Source organism: Streptomyces zhaozhouensis, assembly GCF_900230195.1.
Classification (GTDB): Bacteria; Actinomycetota; Actinomycetes; order Streptomycetales; family Streptomycetaceae; genus Streptomyces; species Streptomyces zhaozhouensis.
The window spans coordinates 59,045-79,725 of sequence record NZ_OCNE01000026.1; the positions used below are offsets into that span (position 1 = coordinate 59,045).

A 20,681-nucleotide genomic window follows, 5' to 3' on the forward strand; every position below is an offset into this window, starting at 1 on the left:
AAAGGTAGTGCGGGCACTACCGCGCGCCCGCCCACCGGCGGCTATGGTCGCCCGGTGCGTGAACGAACGGCCTGGGCCGCCCTCGCGCGGCGGCCGCTGCGCTTCCTCGCCACGCCCTGGCCGTGGCGGGCGCTGCTCTACACCGCGACCGGCGTCGTCTTCGGCGCGCTGGCCGCCGCCGTCCTGCTGACGCTCGCGGTGGCCGGGCTGGCGACGGTGGTCGTCGGCGTGGGCGCGCCGCTCCTGCTGGCGGTGGCGCTCTCCGGCGTGTTCGTGACCAGGGTCGAACGGTGGCGGCTGCGGCTGGTCGACCGCGACCCGGTGCCCGACCCGCATCGCGCGCCCCCGCGCCCCGGCGCCCGCGCCTGGGTGGCTGCCCGGCTTCGGGAGCCGGCCACCTGGCGCGAACTGGGCTTCACCGCCGTCTCGTTGACCGCGCTGTGGTGGCTCGACCTGCTGGTGCTCGGCTTCGCGCTGGGGCTTCCGGCGCTGCTGGCGCACTCCCCGGTGGACGACCCCTCTGCCTGGCCCTGGCTGGTGGTCGGCGTGGCGCTGCTGCCGGCGGCGCCCTACACGCTGACGGCCTGGGCCGGCGCCAGGGCGGCGCTGACCCGGCTGGTGCTGGCGCCCAGGGACGGGGAGTTGGGGCGGGAGCTGACCGAGGTCAGGGCGTCGCGGGCGCGGCTGGTCGACGCGTTCGACGCGGAACGCCGCAGGATCGAGCGCGATCTGCACGACGGGGCGCAGCAGCGGCTGGTCGCCGTCACGATGCGGCTGGGCCTCGCCCGGCTTGACGCGGCTCCCGACTCGCCGGCGGAGCGTCAACTCGCCGACGCCCAGGAGGAGATCGGACTCGCCATCACCGAACTCCGGGAGCTGTGCCGGGGCGTGCACCCCAGGGCGCTCGTCGACCACGGGCTGGGCGCCGCGCTGGAGAACCTGGCGGACCGTTCCCCCGTTCCCGTCGCGCTGGACGTGGAGCTGCCGGGGCGGCTGCCGCCGGGCATCGAGAGCGCCGGATACTTCCTGGTCGCCGAGGCGTTGACCAACGTCGCCCGGCACAGCGGCGCCGCCGGCGCCGAGGTCGAGGCGCGGGTGCGGGCCGACGTGCTGACCGTCGCCGTCCGGGACGACGGGCGCGGCGGCGCTGCGGCGGCGGAGGGCGGCGGCCTGGAGGGGCTGGCCGACCGGGTGGACGCGGCCGGCGGACGGCTGCGGGTCTCCAGCCCGATCGGCGGACCGACGCTGCTCCAGGCGGAGTTGCCGTGTCGCTGACCGTGGTGCTGGCCGAGGACTCGGCGCTGTTGCGGGACGGGCTGGTCGGGGTGCTGACCCGGTTCGGCCACCGGGTGGTGGCGGCCGTCGGCGACGCGGACGCGCTGGTCGAACGGGCCCTGGAGCACGCGCCGGACGTGGTGATCACGGACGTCCGGATGCCACCCGGCAACGGGGACGACGGCCTGCGGGCCGCCCTGGCGCTGCGTGCCGCGCGCCCGGGGCTGCCGGTGCTGGTGCTCAGCCAGTACCTGGAACGCTCCTATGTCGACCATCTGCTGCGGCTGGGCGGGGAGTTGGGCGTCGGCTACCTGCTGAAGGACCGGGTCGCGGCGGTCGCCGACTTCGTCGCCGCCGTGGAACGCGTCGCGGCCGGCGGCACCGCGCTCGACCCCGAGGTGGTGCGCCAACTGCTGCGCCGTGGCGCCGACCCCGTCTCCCGGCTGACGCCGCGCGAGCACGAGGTGCTGGCGCTGATGGCCGAGGGGCTGGGCAACACGGAGATCGCCGACCGGCTGCACGTCTCGGGAGCCGCCGTCAACAAGCACATCGGCGCGATCCTGCGGAAGTTGGAGCTGCACGAGGACGTCGCCGGCCACCGCCGGGTGCTGGCGGTCCTGGCCTACCTCGGCGGCGGCGCGTGATCCGCGCGGCCCGAGCCCGCGCCGCTCACCACGGCTCCCTCGTGAACAGCAGTGCCTCGTGCGGCCGTGGGCGCCCGCCGTGGGGGTGGGCGGCCGGCGAGCGGTCGGCGGGGGAGGAGCGTTCGGCCAGCTCGGCGAGGGTGGCGAGCCCGGCCAGCACCGGCGCGCGGTGCCGCCCGCGCTTCATCCACTCCGGCAGCCGGGCGATCATGGCCGACGTCGGGGAGAACGGGCCGCGCTCGCGCAGCGACGCGCCGACATAGGCGGCCAACGCCTCGACGTGCGCGGCGTTGTACGCCCACAGCACATGGCCGACGCACGGCGTCCGCAGCCAGAGCGACTGGCCGAAGAACGGGTCGTCCGGCCCGCCGAGCACCGCGCCGACCAGCGCGGGACCCTTCCGCTCCGCCTGCCACGCGCGGACCAGACCGCAGCCGCCGCAGGTCAACCTGCGTGGCATGAACAGCAGTTCGCTGCCCCAGCGCGGAGCCGGCAGGTCGGGCCTCGGCACCACCACCGCGCGCCCGCCGCAGCCGGGGCAGACCACCAGCAGCCGATCGGCGAACGCGGTCAGCGACCCACCCCGATCCCGATGCCGCCGGATCCCCGCCTCGTCACCCATGCGCACCACCCTGCCACCGGGGCCCCGCCGGGGGCACCCGGGTATCGGGCTCAGCCCGGGAGGGTGAACGCCCCAGCCGTCGCCGCCAGGGCCGCCGTGCGGGCGGCGGTGGCGGGGAGGGCCGGGTCGGCGGGGGCGCGCAGCAGGGCGAGGCGGTGGTAGACGGGCGCGGTGGCGGCGATCAGCAGCGCGCGGTCGTCCGTGGCGGCGCCCGGCAACTCGCCGCGCGCCGCCGCCCGTTCCATCACCGGCGCGCACCGGCGGTAGCGGTCGTCCCAGAAGCGGCGCAGCGCCTCGGCGGCCTCGGGGGAGCGGAACGACGCGGCGATCAGCGCCATGGCGATCGGCGGGTCCTCGGTGAGCCCGGCGGCGACCTCCTCGTTGAGCGCGGCCAGGTCCCCTTCCAGCGAGCCGGTGTCGGGCGGCGCCCAGCCGTCGTCGGCCGCCGCGTCCAGCACGTCGGCCAGCAGCCCGCCGACGTCCCGCCAGCGGCGGTAGACCGTGGTCCGGTGCACGCCGGAGCGGGTGGCGACCGCGTCCACCGTCAGCCCGTCGTAGCCCTCGGCCACCAGTTGCTCGCGCACCGCCCGGTGCACCAGCGCGCGGACGCGGGCGCTGCGCCCGCCGGGGCGGCGGCGGGGCGCGGGCTCGGGCGGGCTCGGCGGCGGGATGTCGGTTGACGGCGGCGGAGGCTCCATGGCAACATCCTAACGCAACTGTTGTCGCATTTATGGGGTGCCCTGGTGCTCATCCGAGGTGTTCGTCCGACCGCGCGGCCCGTCCCGGCCGCTCCCGCCTCGCACACCACGGAGCCCACCCTTGCGCACCCAGATCACCGCACACGACCTCACCAGGACCTTCGACGGCCGCCCCGTTCTCGACGCGGTCAACTGCTCCTTCCCCGCCGGTGAACGCGCCGCCGTCGTAGGCGAGAACGGCTCGGGCAAGAGCACCCTGCTGCGGCTGCTCGCCGGCGTCGACCGACCCGACGCGGGCCGGGTCGTGGTCCGCGCCGAGGGCGGCGTCGGCCACTTCCTCCAGGAGGAGACGCTGCCCGCCGACCTCACCGTCCAGCGGGTGCTGGACCGCTCCCTCGCCGAACTCCGCGCGTTGGAAGGCCGGTTGCGCGCCCTGGAGGCGCGGATGGCGGCCGACGAGAGCGCCGCGCTCGGCGCCGGGGGTGAGGAGTACGGCCGGCTGCTCACCGTCTTCGAGCTGCGCGGCGGCTACGACGCCGACGCCCGGCTGGAACGCGCGCTCGCCGGCCTCGGCCTGGCCGCCCTGCCACGCGGACGGCGCGTCGGGACGCTCTCCGGCGGCGAGTTGGGCCGGCTGCGGCTGGCCGCGCTGCTGGCCGCCGCCCCCGAGGTGCTGCTGCTCGACGAGCCGACCAACCACCTCGACGACGGCGCCGTCGACTGGCTCGCCGACCACCTGCGCGGCCGGCGCGGCACGACCGTGCTGGTCTCCCACGACCGTGACCTGCTGGAACGGGTGGCCACCACCGTCTGGGAGCTGGACGCCGACCGTCGCCGACTCGTCAGGCACGGCGGCGGCTACGCCGGCTACCTCGCCGAACACGCCGCCACCCGCCGCCGTTGGGCCGCCGCCCACGCCGCCTGGCTGGCCGAGACCGAGCGGCTGACCGAGGCCGCCACCACCACGGCCCGCCGCGTCGCGCCGGGGCGCGGGATGCGCGACGGCAACAAGATGGCCTACGACCGGGCCGGGGGCCGGGTGCAGCGTTCGGTCGCCGGCCGGGTGCGCAACGCGGAGGAACGGCTCCGGCGGCTGCGCGCCGACCCGGTGCCGCCGCCGCCCGAGCCGCTGCGCTTCCGCCCGACGCTGCGCGCCGACGCGCTGGCCGGCACGGTCCTCGCCGCCGAGGGGCTCGCCGTCGACGGCCGGCTCGCGCCGCTCGACCTCGCGGTCGAGGCCGGCGACCGGCTGCTGGTCACCGGGGTCAACGGCTCGGGCAAGAGCACCCTGTTGAGCGTGCTCGCCGGCGAACTCGCTCCGGACCGTGGCCGGTTCACCGCGCGTGGCCGCGTCGCCAGGCTCGGCCAGGAGCCGCCGCCCGCCCTCCCCGGGCAGACCCTGCTGGCGGCCTTCGCCGCCGGCCGGCCGGGCACCGGGGAGGAACACGCCGAACGGCTGCTGGCCCTCGGCCTGTTCGCCGCCGAACGGTTCGACGTGCCGGTGGCACGGCTCTCCACCGGCCAACGGCAGCGTCTCGCGCTGGCCCGCCTGGTCGACGCGCCCGTCGACGTGCTGCTGCTCGACGAGCCGACCAACCATCTCTCGCCCGCGCTGGTCGAGGAGGTGGAGGCCGCGCTGGCCGACTACCCGGGGACGGTGGTCGTCGTCAGCCACGACCGCCGCCTGCGCGCCCGCTGGCGCGGCACGCGCCTCTCCCTCACACCCGCGCGCCCCCCGGCCGCACCGGCTCCGTCCGCCGCGCAGGCTCCGCCCGCCCCGCCGTCGCCGTGGGCCGCGATCGAGGTGCCAGACGGGCGGGCCGGCGGCCCCTACGCGCTGGCCCTCGGACCGGACGGCGCGCTCTGGTTCACCCTGGTCCACGCGGGGGCCGTCGGCCGGCTCGCGCCCGACGGGCGGATCGACACCCACCCGCTCGACGACCCCGGCTGCGCGCCCACGGTGATCGCGCCGGGGCCCGACGGCGCGCTGTGGTTCACCCGCTACGGCGACCACCGCGTCGGCCGGATCGACACCCGGGGCCGCGCCACCTCCTTCGCGCCGCCCACGCCCGAGTCCGGCCCGTACGGCATCGCGGCGGGGCCGGACGGCGCGCTGTGGTTCACACAGTCGCGCGTCGACCGCGTCGGGCGGATCACGGTGGACGGGCGCGTGGACGAGTTCCCGCTGCCCTGGCCCGGCGCCTTCCCCGCCGCGATCGTCGCCGGACCGGACGGGGCGCTGTGGTGCACGCTCAACCAGGCCGACGCGTTGGCCAGGATCACTGTGGACGGGCGGGTCAGCCGCCACCCGCTGCCGACCGAGGGCGCCGCGCCCGTCGGGCTGACCGTGGGCGCGGACGGCGCGCTCTGGTGCGCCGAGATCGGCGCCGGCCAACTGGCGCGGATGACGGCGGACGGACGGGTGGACGAGTTCCCGCTGCCCGACCGGGGCTGCCGGCCGCACGCCGTGCTGCACGGGCCGGACGGCCGCTGCTGGTACACGGCGTGGGCGGCGGGGCGGATCGGGGCGATGGACGCGGAGGGGAAGGTCGAGGAGTTCCCGCTCGACGACGCCGGGTCGGAACCCCACGGACTGGCCTTCGACGCGGCGGGGGCGCTCCACGTGGCCCTTGAGTCCGGCACCCTCGCGGTCCACCTCGCCGGTGGGGCGCGGTAGCCGCCCGCGGCCGGTGGTGCGCGGTCGACCACCCACCCAAGCCACCCACGTGAGTGCTCGTCCGCGGCCCGTCACTGAGCATTCGCGCAGTTCCCCGCGCCCCTTGGGGCGTCACCGGCCTGAGGTGAGTGCGTTCCCAGGCCGCCCACCGGCGGAGTCAGGGGCGCGGGGAACCGCGCGGGCAACCGGCCGCGGCCCGGAGGTCACACCTGGCCGGTGGGGGTCACCGCCAGGTGCCGCACGTTGACGCGGGGCGGCAGCGTCGCCAGGAAGCCGACGGTGGACGCGATGTCCCCCGCCTCCAGCCACGCGTGCTGCCGCCGCGTCCCGGCCAGCCACTCCAGCGCGCCCTCGTCCGTCACATGGGACTGCAACTCCGTTCCCACGATGCCGGGTTCGAGCGCGGTCACGCGCACGTCGCGCGGGCCCAGCTCGGCCCGCAGGTTGGCGGAGAGATGGGAGACGAACGCCTTCGTCGCCGAGTAGACGGAGAACTTCGGGTAGACGCCGGTCGCCGCGACCGAGCTGATGTTGAACAGGTCCGCGACCCCCTTCTCCGCCGCCGAGCGCAGCAGTTGGGGAACGAACGCGGAGACCACGTGCAGCACCCCGCCCGCGTTGAGGTCGAGCTGGCGGCGCCAGAGGTCCATCTCGCCGGAGTCGACGGCCGAGGAGAGCATCACCCCGGCGTTGTTGAACACCAGGTCGGCCTGGCCGAGTTCACCGGCGATCCGCCCGGCCGCCGCGTTGACGGCCGCCTCGTCGGTGAGGTCGACGCCCAGCGGCAGCGCCGTGCCGCCGGTGCCCTCGATCTCCTTGGCCAGGCGTTCCAGCCGCTCCTCGCGCCGCGCCAGCAGCGCGACCCGGGCGCCCAGCTCGGCGAGGTGCTCGGCGGTGGCCGCGCCGATGCCGCTCGACGCGCCGGTGACGACGGCGACCCGGCCCGCCAGCGGGCGCCGGGTGGCGGTCGGGGTGGTGGTTTCGTTGGTGGACACGGAGTGTCCCCTTTCCCTGGGTCGATGGGGGCGCCGGCGGCGCGTCGCCGCCGGCCTGCCTCTCCAGCAGACCAGCCACCCGCCCGCCGTGGGGCGCCCTACGCGGCCCCCTCCCGACCAGCCCCGCCCGGACTGGTACCGGCAGGGCCACCCGGCGCCCGCCGCTCGGGCGTCGCCACCCCGCACACTGGGGGAGTGGACCGTGGTAGCGAACTCTCCGACTTCCTCCGCACCCGCCGGGCCCGGGTCACCCCCGACGCGGCGGGGCTGCCGCCCGACCCCCGCCCCCGCCGCGTACCGGGGCTGCGCCGCGACGAGGTCGCGCGGCTGGCCGGCGTGAGCTCCGAGTACTACACCCGGCTCGAACAGGGCCGGGCCCGCAACCCCTCGCCCGAGGTCGTCGAGGCGCTCGCCGCCGCGCTGCGCCTGGACCACTCCGAGCGCGAGCACCTGGGCAACCTGCTGGCCCGCCCCCGCCCCGCGGCCCGCCGCGCGCCGGCCAGCCCGCAGCGGGTGCGGCCGGGGCTGCGGATGACGCTGGAGGCGTTGGAACGGGTCCCGGCGTTCGTCATCGGCCGCCGGACGGAGGTGCTGGCGACCAACCGGCTGGCCCGCGAGGTGATGACCGACTTCGACGCGCTGCCGGTCAAGCAGCGCAGTATCGCCCGCTTCATCCTGCTGAACCCGGAGGCGCGGCACCGCCTGGTGGACTGGGAACAGGGCGCGGCCGAGACCGTGGCGATGCTGCGGCTGGAGGCGGGGCGCTCTCCGCACGACCGGCAGCTGACCGACCTGGTCGGCGAACTGATGGTGCGCTCGCCGGAGTTCGGCCGTTGGTGGCACGACCACCGGGTGCTCAGCCGCACCCACGGGCTCAAGCGCTACCGCCATCCGCTGGTCGGCGAGCTGGACTTCCACTACGAGTCGTTCCCGGTGCCGGGCGACCCCGAGCAGGTGCTCTGCGTCTACAACGTCGAGCCGGACTCGGAGACCGCGCGCGCGATCGGCATCCTCGGCGGCTGGACGGCGCCCCCGCCCCCCACCACCCCGGCCCGCGCCGACCACCGCGCCGACGGCCCGAGCGCGGACTGAACGGGTGCGGCCGGCCGCACCCGTTCAGTCCGTCGTGGACCTCTCGCGCCGCGAGAGGGCTCAGCCGAGGGGGCCGGTCGCCGCGTAGGCGCGGCAGGTGTCGCCCTCCCAGTCCGTCGCGATCTGGAGCAGTTCCCGGCCGTCCTCGGAAGGCAGCAGCGGGGAGCTGTAGTTGGGGCAGAAGTTGGGTTCCGCCGTCGGCACCTGGACCGGCGCCGGGGCGGCACGCCAGGGGCCGGCGCCGTTCTCGTCGTTGACCAGCACGATCCGGCCGTTCTCCGGCGCGGTCGAACCGTCCGCGTTCAACACCATCTGGCCGACGATCACCAGCCGCCCGTTCGGGTTGCCGTCGGGCGCCGGGGACCAGGCGACGGTCGGCGCGGCGCGCAGGTACTTGCCGTCGGCGGTCTCCGGGCGGAAGCCCAGGTGGGCGGGGTCGCCCCAGTCCCAGCCGTCGGGCGAGGTGCGGTAGTGCACCACGCACTGGTACTGGCCGCCGGGGTTGCAGATCTCGAAGATCATGAAGTACGAGCCGTCGCCCAGCTGCCGGACCACGGGCATCCCGGGTCGGTCCGGCTCCCAGGTGCTCGCGACGGTGTTCCGGTGGTCGCCCCAGGTGACGCCGTCGTAGGAGCGGGCGGCGACCAGCTTCTGGCTGTGCGCGGGGTCGGTCTCGTCCGCGTAGTGGGCGACCAGCGCGCCGTCGGAGGCGATCGAGAACTCCGGCTCCCACAGCCCGCCGTCGTTGGCGGCGACCGCGATGGTGGAGAGGTACTCCCAGGTGCGGCCGACGTCGTCGCTGGCCCAGACGCGCAGCCCCATGCGCCGGTCGGCCTCGTCGGCGCCGGCCGACGACGCCCACAGCAGGGTGCCGGCGGGCAGTTCGCCGACGGCCCGGGGCAGTTCGTAGAGGGTGGTGCAGCACAGTCCCTGGCCGCCGGCGGAGTCCGGGTCGGCGACGGTGCCCACCCGCGTGAAGCTGTCGCCGCCGTCCGTCGACTCGTGGATGGCGCCGAGGCCGTCGCCGCCCTCGAAGGTCACGGTGCTCGCGAGCACCCGGCCGTTGGCCTCGCCGTTGTGCGCCAGCCGGATCACGCGCGGGTAGAGCGCGGTGCCCTCGGTGATCGGGGTGCCGGTCGCGGTCGGGTCCGGGGCCGAAGTCACCCCGGAGGAAGCGGGGTCGGGGGACGCGGGGTCGGGGGACGCGGCCGTCGCGACGGCCGTCGTCGCGTCCGCTTCCGCGCCGGGGAACGCGGCCGAGGCCGTGGGCGCGGTCAGCAACGCGGCGCACAGCACGGCGACGCCGGCGCCCAGCAGCGTCGACCGTCTGGCCCGGCGCGGGGATATCAGGCTCGTTCGGCTCATGGAGGTGGGGTCCCTGCCTTCTGTCGGTGGGGTTCGTCGACCACGCGGGGCGGTCGACGGGCGGACAGGCGAGACGCGTTGCCGGGAGCCGTTCCGCGGGCGCCCGGCACACCGCGCACGTTCAGCACGGTGCACCGTGCGCGGGCGAACCGCCAGACGGCTGAGGGGTTGCGAAGTTCCCCTTCATCGATGTAAAAGTGCGGCCCCGTCGGTGCCCCGCCGGTGCCTCAGTCCGGCACGGCCAGGGCCTGCGGGGCGGCGTTCTTCAGCCGCGTCGTCAGCCACTTGACCTGTGTCGACGTCTCCCGGCGCGCGGGTTCGACGACGTCCAGCAGCGCCGTGTCCCGCACGGCCCGCGCCAGTTGGCCGAGGAGCAGCCACTGGACGTGGACCGCCTGGGCCCGCACGAAGAGCTGACGCAGGTCCCACAGGAGCAGCAGGCCGGAGGGCGGTCGGTGGTCGAGCAGCTCGGTCGCGCGCCGCCGGTGCGCCTCGACGGCGGCGGCCACGGCCTCGGAACGGTGCGCCGGGGGCAGCCGCCGGCCGCGCTCCTCGGCGGCCTCGCGGACGCGCGCGGCGCGGGCGTCGCACTGCCGGGCGAGGGTGCGGCAGGGGTAACGGGTGCCCTGGTCGGCGGCCCGCCGTTCGGCGACCGCGCGGTACTCGGCGGCGAGATCGCTCTCGGCGTCGTGGAGTTCGGCGAGCAGCAGGCCGATCTTGTCCACGCCGGTCACCGCCCCTCGGTGCCGGCGTCGCCGGTTGTGGCGGTGGCGGCGTCGGTGGCCTCGGCGATCCGGTCCACGCGGACGGCTGTCACCTTGAAGAGCGGCTGTTTGGAGACCGGGTCCCACTCGGTGCGGGTCAGCTCGTTGGCGGCCCGGTCGTGGCGCACCGGCTCCGGTCGGTCGAAGTAGCCGTAGTGGAACGGGAGGAAGACCACACCCGGGCGGGTGCCCCGCAGCACCGCCGGGGCACGCACCGTCGTGCCCCGGCGCGAGGTGACGCGCACCAGGTCGCCCTCCGCGATGCCGTGCGCGGCGGCGTCGTCCGGGTGGAGCTCGACCCGGACGTCGGGCGCGGCGTCCCGGAGTTCGGGCACCCGGCCGGTCTTGGTCCTGGTGTGCCACTGGTGGACCCGGCGGCCCGTGGTCAGCGTCAGCGGGTGGTCGGCGTCCACCTCCTCGTGCGGCGGCAGATAGGGCGCCGCCTTCAGGAAGGCGCGGCCGGCCGGGTCGTGGGCGCGGTACTCGTCGGCCTCGTGCTGCGCGCCGGTGACCAGGTCGTACCCGTAGTCCTCGCACACGGCGGCCCCGGTGGGGAAGACGTGGTCGGTGTAGAGCCGTTCGGTGCCGTGCGGCGCGCGCTCGGTGCACGGCCACTGCACGCCCCGGGTGGCGCGGAGCCCGGCGTAGTCGAGGGCGCTCTGGTCGCAGCCCCGGCCCCTGGTCAGCGCGGTGAACGCCGTCCACGCCTCCTCGGGCCCGGTCCACGGCGGCAGCGGCCGGCCCTCGCGGTCGCGCAGTTCCATGCGGCGGGCGTAGTCGAGGAGGATGTCGAAGTCCGGGCGCGCCTGGCCCGGCGGGTCGACGGCCTTCTCGGACAGGTGGACGGTGCGGTCGGGGTTGGTGTAGCAGCCGGTCTTCTCGCCCCACAGGGCGGCGGGCAGGACCACGTCGGCCAGGGCCGTGGTCTCGTTGGGGAAGGCGTCGGAGACCACCAGGAAGAGCTGGTCGCGGCTCAGCAGGGAACGGATCCGGCGCAGGTCCGGCAGCGAGACGGCCGGGTTGGTGCCGGTCACCCACAGGAAACGCACCGTGCCGTCCTCGCAGTGCCGGAAGATGTCCATCGCGTGGGTGGGCGGCGACCAGTGCGGGATCCGTTCCGCCGCCACGTTCCAGGCGCGGGCGATCTCCGCGACGTGCGCGTCGTTCTGCCAGTTGCGGAAGCCGGGCAGGGTGCCGTTGGCGCCGGCCTCGCGGGCGTTCTGCGCGGTGGGCTGGCCGTTCATCTGGAAGACGGTGCGGCCGGGGCCGCCGATCATGCCGCGCAGCAGGTGGACGTTGTTGACCTGCACGGCCGCGGCGGTGGCCTGGTGGGACTGGTACACGCCCTGGAGGACGGTGGAGACCAGCCGGTCGGCGGCGCCCAGCACCGCGGCCGCCCGGCTGATCGCCTCGGCCGGCACCCGGCAGATGCCGGCGGCGTGCTCCGGCGTGTAGGGCTCCACCACCTCGGCGAGCGCGGCGAAGCCGACGGTGTGGGCGTCGACGAACGCCCGGTCGACCCGGTCGTGGCGGATCAGCTCGCGCAGGATCGCGTTCAGCAGCGCCACGTTGGTGCCGGGCCGGATCGGCAGGTGGACGTCGGCCTCGCGCGCCACCGGCGTCGAGCGGGGGTCGACGACGACCAGTCGGGGGCGGTCCTGGCCGCGCAGCCGGTCCAGCACCCGGGACCACAGCACGGTCTGGGTCTCCGCCATGTTGTGACCGACGAGGAAGAGCGTGTCGCACAGGTCGATGTCCCCGTAGGAGCCGGGGTTCCCGTCGCTGCCGAAGCTCTCCACCAGCGCCCACTCGGCCGTCGCCGTGCACAGCCTGGTGTTGCCGTCCAGGTGCGGGGTGCCGATGCCGCCGCGCGCGATGACCGCCTGCGCGTAGTACTCCTCGGCGAACAGTTGCCCGCTGGTGTAGAAGGCCATCGCCAACGGCCCCTGGCGGGCGAGCACTTCGCGGGAACGGTCGACGACCGCCCCCATCGCCGTGTCCCAGTCGGTGCGGCGCAGCTCGCCTCCGACCCTGATCAGCGGCTCGGTCAGCCGGTCGCCCGAGGCGTTCGCCTGCCAGCCGTACAGGCCCTTCGGCCCCAGCCGCCCGTGGTTGACCCGGTCGTCGGCCCGTCCGCGCACGCCCACGATCGCCCCGTCGGCGACGGCGATGTCGAGTCCGCAGCCGTTGGAGCACAGCACGCACGCCGAGGGCACCCAGCGCTCCACCCGTTCCTCGGCCACCGTCAGCCGCTGGTCCACCCGCGGTGGCCACGGGGCGCCGGGGGCGTACGGCGTGCGCCGGCCCCAGACGTCCTCGATCCGCTCCGTCATGACACGTCCTCCTTCGCCCGACCCCCGCCGACCCTCGTCTCCCGCCGCGGTCTGTGTAGCCCCCGTGCGCCGTGGGGCGTCCGCATTGGGCTGGTCGGTGGCGCGTCCACGGGGCGGGGGCCCCGGGTACCCGGAGCGACGCCCCCGGGAACGGATGTCCGAGAACCGGAAGGCGACCGTCGCGTGGCCGCAGTTCGCGGAAGCCGAACGGCAGTTCCCGTAACCGGGTTGGCGCGCAACGGTCATAGGTGGTCGAGAGCGGTCGGAAGCGGTTTTGGGTGAGGGTGCCTGGGAAGCAGCAAGCGGCGGCGCCAGGACGGCGGGCCCCGCCCCGGCCAACCCCCGAGCCCCCGGCGCCGAAGGAGGAACAGGACCGTCCCGCGGCCCGCCCGCCCCGTCAGACCCGCGCACCACCCCCGACCCGCCCCGACACCACCCCCGACACCGACACCGACGTGTCACCCGACACCGCCCCACCACGCACCGAGCACCGGACACCGGACCGACCGGGCTCCGCGCGACCGGGCGACCAGCACGGAGGGACCCCAACGTGCAGCACCACCGGCTCAGCGACCTCCACCCGCGCGAGCGGCTCGCCGCCACGCTGCCCCCGCCGGGCGCCTGGCGCCCCCTGCCGCCCGCCTCCGACCGCGCCGCGTGGCGCCGGGTCCCCGAGCCGACGCGCCTGCGCACCCTCGCCCTCGCCGAGGCCCATCTGGCCGACGCGCTGCCGGAGTTGACGGACGAGGGCGTCGCCGCCCACGGCCGCACCGGCCACCGGGCCCGCCACGAGCGCGCCTACTTCGCCCGCCGCACCCGGCTGACCGCCGCCGTCGTCCACACCCTGCTGGCCGGGCCCGGCACCGCGACCGCCGAACTGGAGTCGCTGGTACGGCTGCTGTGCGCCGAGACGACCTGGTGCGTGCCCGCCCACGAGCTGGGCCGCGACGCCGAGGGGCTGCCCGCGCCCGACCCCGCGCGGCCGACCGTCGACCCCTACGCCGCCGAGACGGCGGCCCTGCTCGCCTACACGCGGCTGCTGGCCGGCGAGGAACTTCCCGAAGCGCTACGCGAGTTGATCGCCAGCGAGGTCCGCGCCCGGGTGCTCGGCCCGTTCCGCGCCAGGGACGACCGGCGGTGGCTGGGCCTCGCCGGCGAGCGGCCGGACCACTGGACCAGTTGGATCGTCGCCAACCTGCTCCCCACCGCCCTGCTGCTGGAGGACTCCGCCGAGGCGCTGCTGGCCGACGTCGAACGGTCCCTCGACGCGCTGGACCGCTATCTCGCCCGACTGCCGGACGACGGCGGCTGCGACGGGGGCATCGCCCACTGGTGGCGCTCGGCCGCCTCCCTCTTCGAGGCCGTCGAGACCCTCGCCGACGCCACCGGTGACCGGGCCGCGCTGCGGATGCCGCGCCTGGCGGCGCTGGCGCGCTACCCGGTCACCGCGCACGTCGCCGGCCCCTGGTGGGTCAACGTCGCCGACGGCCCCGCCCGGTTGACCAACGTCGAGCCGGGCCTGCTCTTCCGCTACGGCGCACGGGTCGGCGACCGCGAGGTCACCGCGCTGGCCGCCGCCACCGCGCCGGCCGCCTCGCTGGACGCCCCCGACGTCTCGCTCGCCCGGCTGGTCGCCCCGCTGCTCGACGACGCCTGGGGCGCCGCCCGCGCCGACGGCCTCGCCCGGCCGCCGCTGGTCCGCCAACGGTGGCTGCCGGAGACCCAGTTGCTCGTCGCCAGGGAACGCGAGGGCGACCCCGACGGCCTCTTCCTGGCCGCGAAGGGCGGCCACAACGGCGAGTCGCGCAACCACAACGACGTGGGCTCCTTCCTCGTCGCCCACCGGGGCGCGCCGGTGCTGATCGACCTCGGCGTCGGCACCCCCGACGCGACCACCCCGGGACCCGACCGCCACGGCGTCTGGACCACGGGCTCGGCCTGGCACAACCTGCCGCTGGTCAACGACCTCCCGCAGGCGGCCGGCGCCCAGCACGCCGCCACCGACGTCTCGGCCCGACTGGCCGACGACGCGGCCTCGTTGGCGCTGGACCTGGCGGGCACCTGGCCGCCGGAGGCCGGCGTGCGCGAGTGGCACCGGACGGTGACGCTGCGCCGGGGCCGTGACGGCGAACGGGCCGAGGTCGCCGTCACGGAACGCTGGCGGCTCGACGCGCCGCCGCACGCGCTGGCGCTGCACCTGGTCACCACCCACCCGCCGGCCGCCGGGCCGACCCGGGCAGCCTGCTGCTCGGCGCGCCGGGGCGGCGGCTGCTGCTGGACTACGACGCGTCGGTCTTCTGCCTGTGGGCGGAGCAACGCCCCCTGGAGGACCCGAGGCTGTCCGCCGTCTGGGGCGCCGCCGTCCACCGGGTCCGCCTCCTCGCGACGGCCCCGCCCGCGGCGGGAACGACCCACCTCACCTTCCACACGGCGTGAGGCGCCGCGAGCACCCCCTGCGCGCTGCCGGCGCACGCCGCGGCGCACCCCAGGGGCGCGGGGAACTGCGCGAGCAACCCCCCACCGACCCGCACGCGACCACGCACCGCAACCGCACCGCACCCCCACTCACACCTCCGGCAGCCACACCTGCATCGGCCCCGCCTCCCGGTTCGCCCACAACCGATACGGAACCGCCGTCAGTGCCACCCGTTCACGTTCACCCACCTCCCGCGCCCCCGCGGAGCGGTACAGCGGCGCGTCCGCCGCCGGCGCCGGCCGCGCCAGGCCCTCGCCGCGCAACACCACCGCACCGCCCAGCAGTTCCGGCCGCCACTCGGCCTTCCAGCCGCCCGCCGACGCCGCCACCGCGATGTCCCGCACATCCACCCCCGGGTGGTCCGCCTGCTCCAGGCAGAAGACCAACGGCCCCCGCGTCAGCGCCGTCCGCCCGTGCGCCGCCCGCACCCACGGGTGCGCCACCACCGGGCGCACCGTCAACGGGTAGGCGCCGCCCAGCACCTCGCCGGCCCGCCAGCGCCGACGCAGCACCGTGAACCCGTCCACCGCCTCCCCGGGGACCCCGACGCCGTCCACCGCCCACTCCACCGGCGCGTCCGCCCAGCCGGGCGCCGGCAGCGCTATCCCGCACTCCGCGTCCGGCGCCCGCACCACCTCCACGCGCACCCCGCCCTCCCACGGGTACGCCGTCGAGACCGCCAACTCCAGCGTCCCGCCCGCCACCTCGGCCCGCACCCGCCCCTCGGCCAGCAGCAGCACCCACAGCGTCGCCGGGTCGACGGAGTCGACCGCGTACGCGTAGGCGGGCAGCGCCGCCACCAGCCGCGCCAGGTTCGGCGGGCAGCAGGCCGTCCCGAACCAGGGGCTGCGCCGGTGACCGCCGTTGTCCGCCAGCGGGTTCACATAGAAGAAGTGCTCGCCGTCCAGCCCGACGCCGGAGAGCAGCCCGTTGTGCAGCACCTGTTCCATCGCGTCCCGCAGCTCCCCGGCACCGCGCCCCGCGCCCACCCCCGACCGCAGCAGCATCCGCCACGCCCACTGGAAGTGCGCCACCGAGGCGCAGCTCTCGGCGTAGGCCCGCTCGTCGTCCAGCTCCCAGGCCGCGCCGAACGCCTCGCCGTCGTGCCGGGAGCCCGCGCCGCCGGTCACATAGCGCTTGCGGTCGGTGAGGTCGCGCCAGAGCGCGTCGACCGCCGGGGCCAACGAGGCGGCGCGCTCGGGGAGTTCGGTCAGCAGGTCGGTGGCGCCCGTGTAGAGGTAGAGGGCGCGCACCGCGTGCCCCACCACCTCCCGCTGCGCGGCCAGCGGCTCGTGGTCCAGGTGGTAGGCCCGGCCGCCGATCGCCGGCGGGGTCGCGCCGTGCTGTTCGACGAACCACAGCGCCTGCTCCAGATAGCGCGGGTCGCCCGTGGCCCGCGCCAGCTCGACCAGCGCGGTCTCGTACCCCGGGTGCCCGTCCGCACCGGGGCGCCGGCCGGGTCCGAAGACGCTCCAGACGTGCGCGGCGAACCGTTCCGCCACGGCGAGCAGCCGCCGTTCCCCCGTCGCCCTGAAGTGCGCCACGGCCGCCTGCACCAGATGCCCGCCGCAGTACATCTCGTGCTCGTCCCTGAGGTTGCCCCAGCGCCTGGCAGCACGCTCGCCGACGAAGTACGAGTTGAGATAGCCGTCCTCGTCCTGCGCCGCCTCCAGAACGGTCACCACCTCGTCCACCCGCGCGCGCAGCGCGCCGTCGCCCGCCTCACCACCCGCCGCTCCCTCCGCGAGCTGCCAGCAGGCCGCCTCCAGCCACTTGTGGACGTCCGAGTCGGCGTAGAACGCGCCCCGGAAGTCGGCCACCGGGTCGCCCGCCAGCAGCCCACCGGCCCGCCGCAGGTTGTCGATCGCGCCGCACTCCTCGCAGCGCCGGTAGATCGTCTCCAGGGTGACCGTCCGGTTCCGTTCCCTGGCCTCGGCCAGCGGCCCGCCGGTCAGCGCGGCGGCGCGCAGCGGCACCGGCACCAGGCGCGCGCCCGGCGCGCCGCGCGGGTCGGCGGGGGCGGCCAGCGGCTCCTCGGGGCGGACGGTGCTCGTGGTCTCGGTCTGCGGCATGACGGAACGTCCTCACTGTCGCGGTGGGTCGGGACGGCGGTCAGGGGTCAACGGACGGCGGGTCCGCCGCCCGAGGCGCGGACCTCCAGCCGGCAGGGGTGGTGCACCAGGCCGGACTCGCGGTTGCCCTCGATCAGCGAGAGCAGCCGCCGGGCGGCCAGCTCGCCCAGCCCCTGGAGGTCCATGTCGACCGAGGTCAACGGCGGTCGGGCGCCCTCCGCCAACACGCCCCAGTTGTCGAAGCCGACGACGCCCACGTCCTCCGGCACCCGCCGGCCGCTCTCCCGCAGCGTGTCCAGCGCGCCGCGCGCCAGCAGGTCGTTGCCGCAGAACACGGCATCGACCTCCGGGCGGGCGGCCAGCAGCTCGGCGGTCGCCGCCCTGCCGAACTCCTCCCGCCACGGCCCGCACCGCACCCGCGCGTCCGGCAGTGCGACGCCGGCCTCGGCCAACGCGGCGCGGAACCCGGTCAGTCGGTCCCGCACGGCCGCGTACTCGGTCGGCCCCGTGACATGCGCGAACGTGCGCCGCCCCGCCGCCAGCAGATGCTCGGCGGCCAGCCGCCCGCCCTGCTCGTCGTCGGGCAGCACGGACAGGTCGCCCGGGTCGGCGGAGCGCGAGTACGCGTAGACGACGGGCACCGGCAGCGGAACGTCCGCCAGGGGCGGCCGTGCGTCCGTGCGCACCCCGGTGACGACGATCCCGTCCACCCGGCGGGAGAGCAGCGACTCCAGATAGAACCGCTCCCGCTCGGGGTCGGCCCGGCCGTCGCAGAGGAAGACGGAGACGCGGCCGGCGCCCAGCGCGTTCTCCAGGCCGAGGTGGAGCGGGATGTTGAACCGGTCGGCGCTCTCGGTGGAGAGCAGCCCGACGGTGTAGCTGCGCCGCTGCACCAGGCTGCGGGCGAGGGCGTTGGGCTGGTAGCCCAGCTCGTCGGCGGCGGCGAAGACCCGCTCGCGGGTCTCGTTCCGCAGTTGGCCCCTGCGGTTCAGCGCCTTGGACGCCGTGCTGATCGAGACGCCGGCCCGCGCCGCGACCTCGGTGATGGTGACCGCGCGCTGCCCGTCCGACATCTCGGAAAACCCTTTCCGTGGCGAGATGGAAAGTCTCCCCAGGGGGCGGCGGCCCGTCAAGGGCTGCTGCGCTGTGCGGTGCGGGGGCGCCCACTCACGTGGTCGGTGCGGGTGGGTGGGCGTCCGCGGCCGTCGCGGGGGTCTGGTGGGGGAGCGCCTACCCGTGTGGTCGGTGCGGCATCGTGGGCGTCTGCGGCCCGCCCCGGATGCACCGCGCAGTTCCCCGCGCCCCTTTGGGGCCGGTGCTGACCCGCACGTTTGTCGCCGACGCGCGCCGCGGCCCACCCCAGGGGCGCGGGGAACTGCGCGAGCAACCGTCCACCGGGCCGCACCCGACTACTCACCTGCCCGGTGCGGCACCGTAGTCGTCTGCGGCCCGCCCCGGATGCACCGCGCAGTTCCCCGCGCCCCTTCGGGGGCCGCCTCGGCGGGGTTGTTCTGACCTGCACGTTCGTCGCCGACGCGCGCCGCGGCCCACCTCAGGGGCGCGGGGAACTGCGCGAGCAACCGTCCACCGGGCCGAGGACGACCACCCACCGCGACCACGACCACACCGTCGTCGTCCCGCCGCGAGCAACCGTCCACCGGGGCGCAGACGACCACGCACCGCGACCACGACCACACCGTCGTCGTCCCGCCGCGAGCAACCGTCCACCGGGCCGAGGACGACCACGCGCCCGCACGAAGCACCCCGGTGGTCGCCCGCCGTGGCAGCGCCCCGCTCCGCGGGTTACCGTCGGCCCATGGACCCCCGCCACGTCCGTGACCTGCTCGCTCGCGCGCCCCTCATGGCGCGCGAGCTCCCCGCGTTCGGCGCCGGCGCCGACCCCGGCGCCGCCCCGGCGACACCCACGGAACTCTTCGCCGCCTGGCTGGCCGAGGCCGTCGAGGCCGGCGTCCTCGACCCCGGCGCCGCGCTGCTGTCGACCGCCGGCTCGGACGGCCGCCCCGACGCCCGGATCGTCGCGCTCCGCGACGTCGAACCCGTCGAGTCCGCCTGGGTCTTCGCCACCGACGCGGCCAGCCCCAAGGGCGTCCAGTTGGCCCAGCGGCCGGCCGCCGCGCTCACCTTCTACTGGCCGCTCCAGGGCCGCCAGATCCGGGTGCGGGGCGATGTCACCCAGGCCCCGCGGGACGTCTCGCTGGCGGACTTCGCCTCCCGTTCGCCGGCCTCGAAGGTGGCCGGCCTGGTCGGCCGCCAGTCCACGCCGATGGGGGCGCTGCCGGAGTGGAACGAGGCCGCGGAACGCGCCGGCCGGGAGCTGGCCGAGCACCCGGACGCCCACCCGCCCGGCCACACGGTCTACGCGCTCGCCGCGCACCACGTCGAGTTCTGGCAGGGCGACGCGCACCGCCGCCACGTCCGGCTCGCCTACGCCCAACTCCCGGACGCCGACTGGGAACGCGCCCTGCTCTGGCCCTGACCTCGAACCCCCTGGCGGGCCCCGGGAATTGTCAGTGCCGGGTAGTAGAAAGGGTGGTGGCAGAAAGGAGCCACCACGTTGGCCGCTTGTCGTGGGTTCACCCCTCGCCGTTTCGCCTTCCGCTCCCCCGTAGCCCGTGACCGACCAGGCCCCAGCCCCGCCCCCAGCCCCCGCCGACTCATCCACCCCTGCCTGCGTGACGGCGACCACTACGCCTCGAACGCACCCCGCAGGCGCGGGGATGTTCTCGCACCCCGCCGTTTCCGCTAGTTACTGAACGCGTGTCCCGGGTCGCGCGCCGCGACCCGGGACATGTGGGGGACACCCGCCGTACACACGCGCGCAGGGGCGTCGGGTCCGTTCCCCCGGCGCGGGCGGCGCGTGGGCGGCTAGGCTTCAGTCGGCCTCACGAGGGCGCCCCGACCTCACCGCAGGACCGCCACAAGCCGTCCACTCAGGGGCCCCGACTCCGCCTGACCAGCGAACAGTTGACCTGCCATGATTCTCGCCCGACTGCTGCTCTTCCTCGGCTGCGGCACCATCATCGGTGCCCTGCTCTTCAGCGCCGCCGCCTGCACGGTGCTGCGCTGAGCGCGGGCGCCCGCCCCGGCATCAGGCGGGACCCTCGTCGCCCCAGCGCGCGAGGTCGTCGTCGGTGATGTCGCGACGCCCGGTGGGCTGGGTGATCCGCAGATGGTTGCCGAACGGGTCGCGGATGCCGATGTCGATGCCGTAGGGCTGCTGTTCCGGCTTCTGCGTGATCTCGACGCCCGCGTCCACCAGCCGTTCGTACAGCCCCCGCACGTCGTCGGTGCCGAAGAACCCGGCGGCGCCCATCGCCCCCTGGGTGATGAGACCGCGCAGTTGCGCCGCGGCCTCCTCGCTCATGCCGGGCCCGCCCGGCACCTCCAGCAGGATGGCGCGCTCCGGGTCCTTCGGCAGCCGGATCGTCAGCCAGCGCATGAAGCCCATGTCGATGTCGTCCTGTACCTCGAAGCCGAGCTTCCCGACATAGAAGTCGAGCGCCTCGTCCTGGTCGAGTACGTAGACGGAGTGGAAGAGAAGGGAGGTGATGTCGCTCATTAGAGGACCATCCTTTCTGCAGCCCTCACGGGTAGGGTTGTGACCTCTTGGTCCCGGCGGGTGCATGGCCATCGTCGCGAGCCGTTCG

At 76.0% G+C, this 20,681-nt stretch carries 13 protein-coding genes and 2 pseudogenes; 6 read left to right on the forward strand and 9 right to left on the reverse strand.

Annotated features, from left to right (window positions below):
- Positions 1 to 54: 54 nt before the first annotated feature.
- Positions 55 to 1,275: a sensor histidine kinase gene (locus CRP51_RS25930; RefSeq protein ID WP_097233774.1), complete on the forward strand. Its 1,221-nt coding sequence runs from the start codon at positions 55 to 57 to the stop codon at positions 1,273 to 1,275.
- Entirely contained in the window at positions 1,266 to 1,919 is a 654-nt protein-coding gene (locus CRP51_RS25935) for a response regulator transcription factor (protein WP_097233775.1), read from the forward strand. The genes CRP51_RS25930 and CRP51_RS25935 overlap by 10 nt, the downstream gene beginning before the upstream one ends.
- Before the next feature lie 25 nt (positions 1,920 to 1,944).
- Here the strand turns inward: CRP51_RS25935 and CRP51_RS29810 are convergent, their stop codons facing one another.
- Complete coding sequence (locus tag CRP51_RS29810; RefSeq protein ID WP_245880811.1) at positions 1,945 to 2,541, reverse strand: hypothetical protein; 597 nt, start codon at positions 2,539 to 2,541, stop codon at positions 1,945 to 1,947.
- Positions 2,542 to 2,591: 50 nt separating this feature from the next.
- Complete coding sequence (locus tag CRP51_RS25945; protein WP_097233776.1) at positions 2,592 to 3,239, reverse strand: TetR/AcrR family transcriptional regulator; 648 nt, start codon at positions 3,237 to 3,239, stop codon at positions 2,592 to 2,594.
- Positions 3,240 to 3,360: 121 nt separating this feature from the next.
- Here CRP51_RS25945 and CRP51_RS29820 point away from each other — a divergent pair.
- Both CRP51_RS29820 and CRP51_RS30290 read left to right on the forward strand, forming a co-directional pair.
- Positions 3,361 to 5,007 (forward strand): annotated as a pseudogene (locus CRP51_RS29820) (ABC-F family ATP-binding cassette domain-containing protein); the annotation flags it as partial.
- 60 nt (positions 5,008 to 5,067) lie between these two features.
- Positions 5,068 to 5,916 (forward strand): annotated as a pseudogene (locus tag CRP51_RS30290) (Vgb family protein); the annotation flags it as partial.
- A gap of 203 nt (positions 5,917 to 6,119) precedes the next feature.
- Here CRP51_RS30290 and CRP51_RS25955 read toward each other — a convergent pair.
- A complete protein-coding gene (locus tag CRP51_RS25955) occupies positions 6,120 to 6,911 on the reverse strand; it encodes an SDR family oxidoreductase (protein ID WP_097233778.1) in 792 nt (263 codons plus the stop codon).
- 195 nt (positions 6,912 to 7,106) lie between these two features.
- On the opposite strand from CRP51_RS25955, the gene CRP51_RS25960 reads away from it, so the two are divergent.
- Positions 7,107 to 8,003, forward strand: coding sequence for a helix-turn-helix transcriptional regulator (locus tag CRP51_RS25960; protein WP_097233779.1), 897 nt, complete (start codon positions 7,107 to 7,109; stop codon positions 8,001 to 8,003).
- Between the two features lie 60 nt (positions 8,004 to 8,063).
- On the opposite strand, the gene CRP51_RS25965 is transcribed toward CRP51_RS25960, so the two are convergent.
- The 5 genes from CRP51_RS25965 to CRP51_RS25990 form a co-directional block, all read right to left on the reverse strand.
- Positions 8,064 to 9,368: a sialidase family protein gene (locus tag CRP51_RS25965; protein ID WP_097233780.1), complete on the reverse strand. Its 1,305-nt coding sequence runs from the start codon at positions 9,366 to 9,368 to the stop codon at positions 8,064 to 8,066.
- A 227-nt stretch (positions 9,369 to 9,595) separates the two neighbouring features.
- A complete protein-coding gene (locus tag CRP51_RS25970; protein WP_141514662.1) occupies positions 9,596 to 10,093 on the reverse strand; it encodes a hypothetical protein in 498 nt (165 codons plus the stop codon).
- 5 nt (positions 10,094 to 10,098) lie between these two features.
- Positions 10,099 to 12,465, reverse strand: a complete 2,367-nt coding sequence (locus tag CRP51_RS25975; protein WP_097233782.1) for a molybdopterin oxidoreductase family protein — start codon at positions 12,463 to 12,465, stop codon at positions 10,099 to 10,101.
- A 2,565-nt stretch (positions 12,466 to 15,030) separates the two neighbouring features.
- Positions 15,031 to 17,013: a glycoside hydrolase family 127 protein gene (locus tag CRP51_RS29830; RefSeq protein WP_097233784.1), complete on the reverse strand. Its 1,983-nt coding sequence runs from the start codon at positions 17,011 to 17,013 to the stop codon at positions 15,031 to 15,033.
- 47 nt (positions 17,014 to 17,060) lie between these two features.
- A complete protein-coding gene (locus CRP51_RS25990; protein WP_097233785.1) occupies positions 17,061 to 18,086 on the reverse strand; it encodes a LacI family DNA-binding transcriptional regulator in 1,026 nt (341 codons plus the stop codon).
- 743 nt (positions 18,087 to 18,829) lie between these two features.
- Between CRP51_RS25990 and CRP51_RS25995 the strand changes: the two genes are divergently transcribed.
- Entirely contained in the window at positions 18,830 to 19,510 is a 681-nt protein-coding gene (locus tag CRP51_RS25995; protein ID WP_097233786.1) for a pyridoxine/pyridoxamine 5'-phosphate oxidase, read from the forward strand.
- A 612-nt stretch (positions 19,511 to 20,122) separates the two neighbouring features.
- On the opposite strand, the gene CRP51_RS26000 is transcribed toward CRP51_RS25995, so the two are convergent.
- The gene (locus CRP51_RS26000; protein ID WP_097233787.1) at positions 20,123 to 20,593 is read right to left on the reverse strand and encodes a VOC family protein; all 471 of its coding nucleotides are present in this window, start codon (positions 20,591 to 20,593) and stop codon (positions 20,123 to 20,125) included.
- Positions 20,594 to 20,681 lie beyond the last annotated feature (88 nt).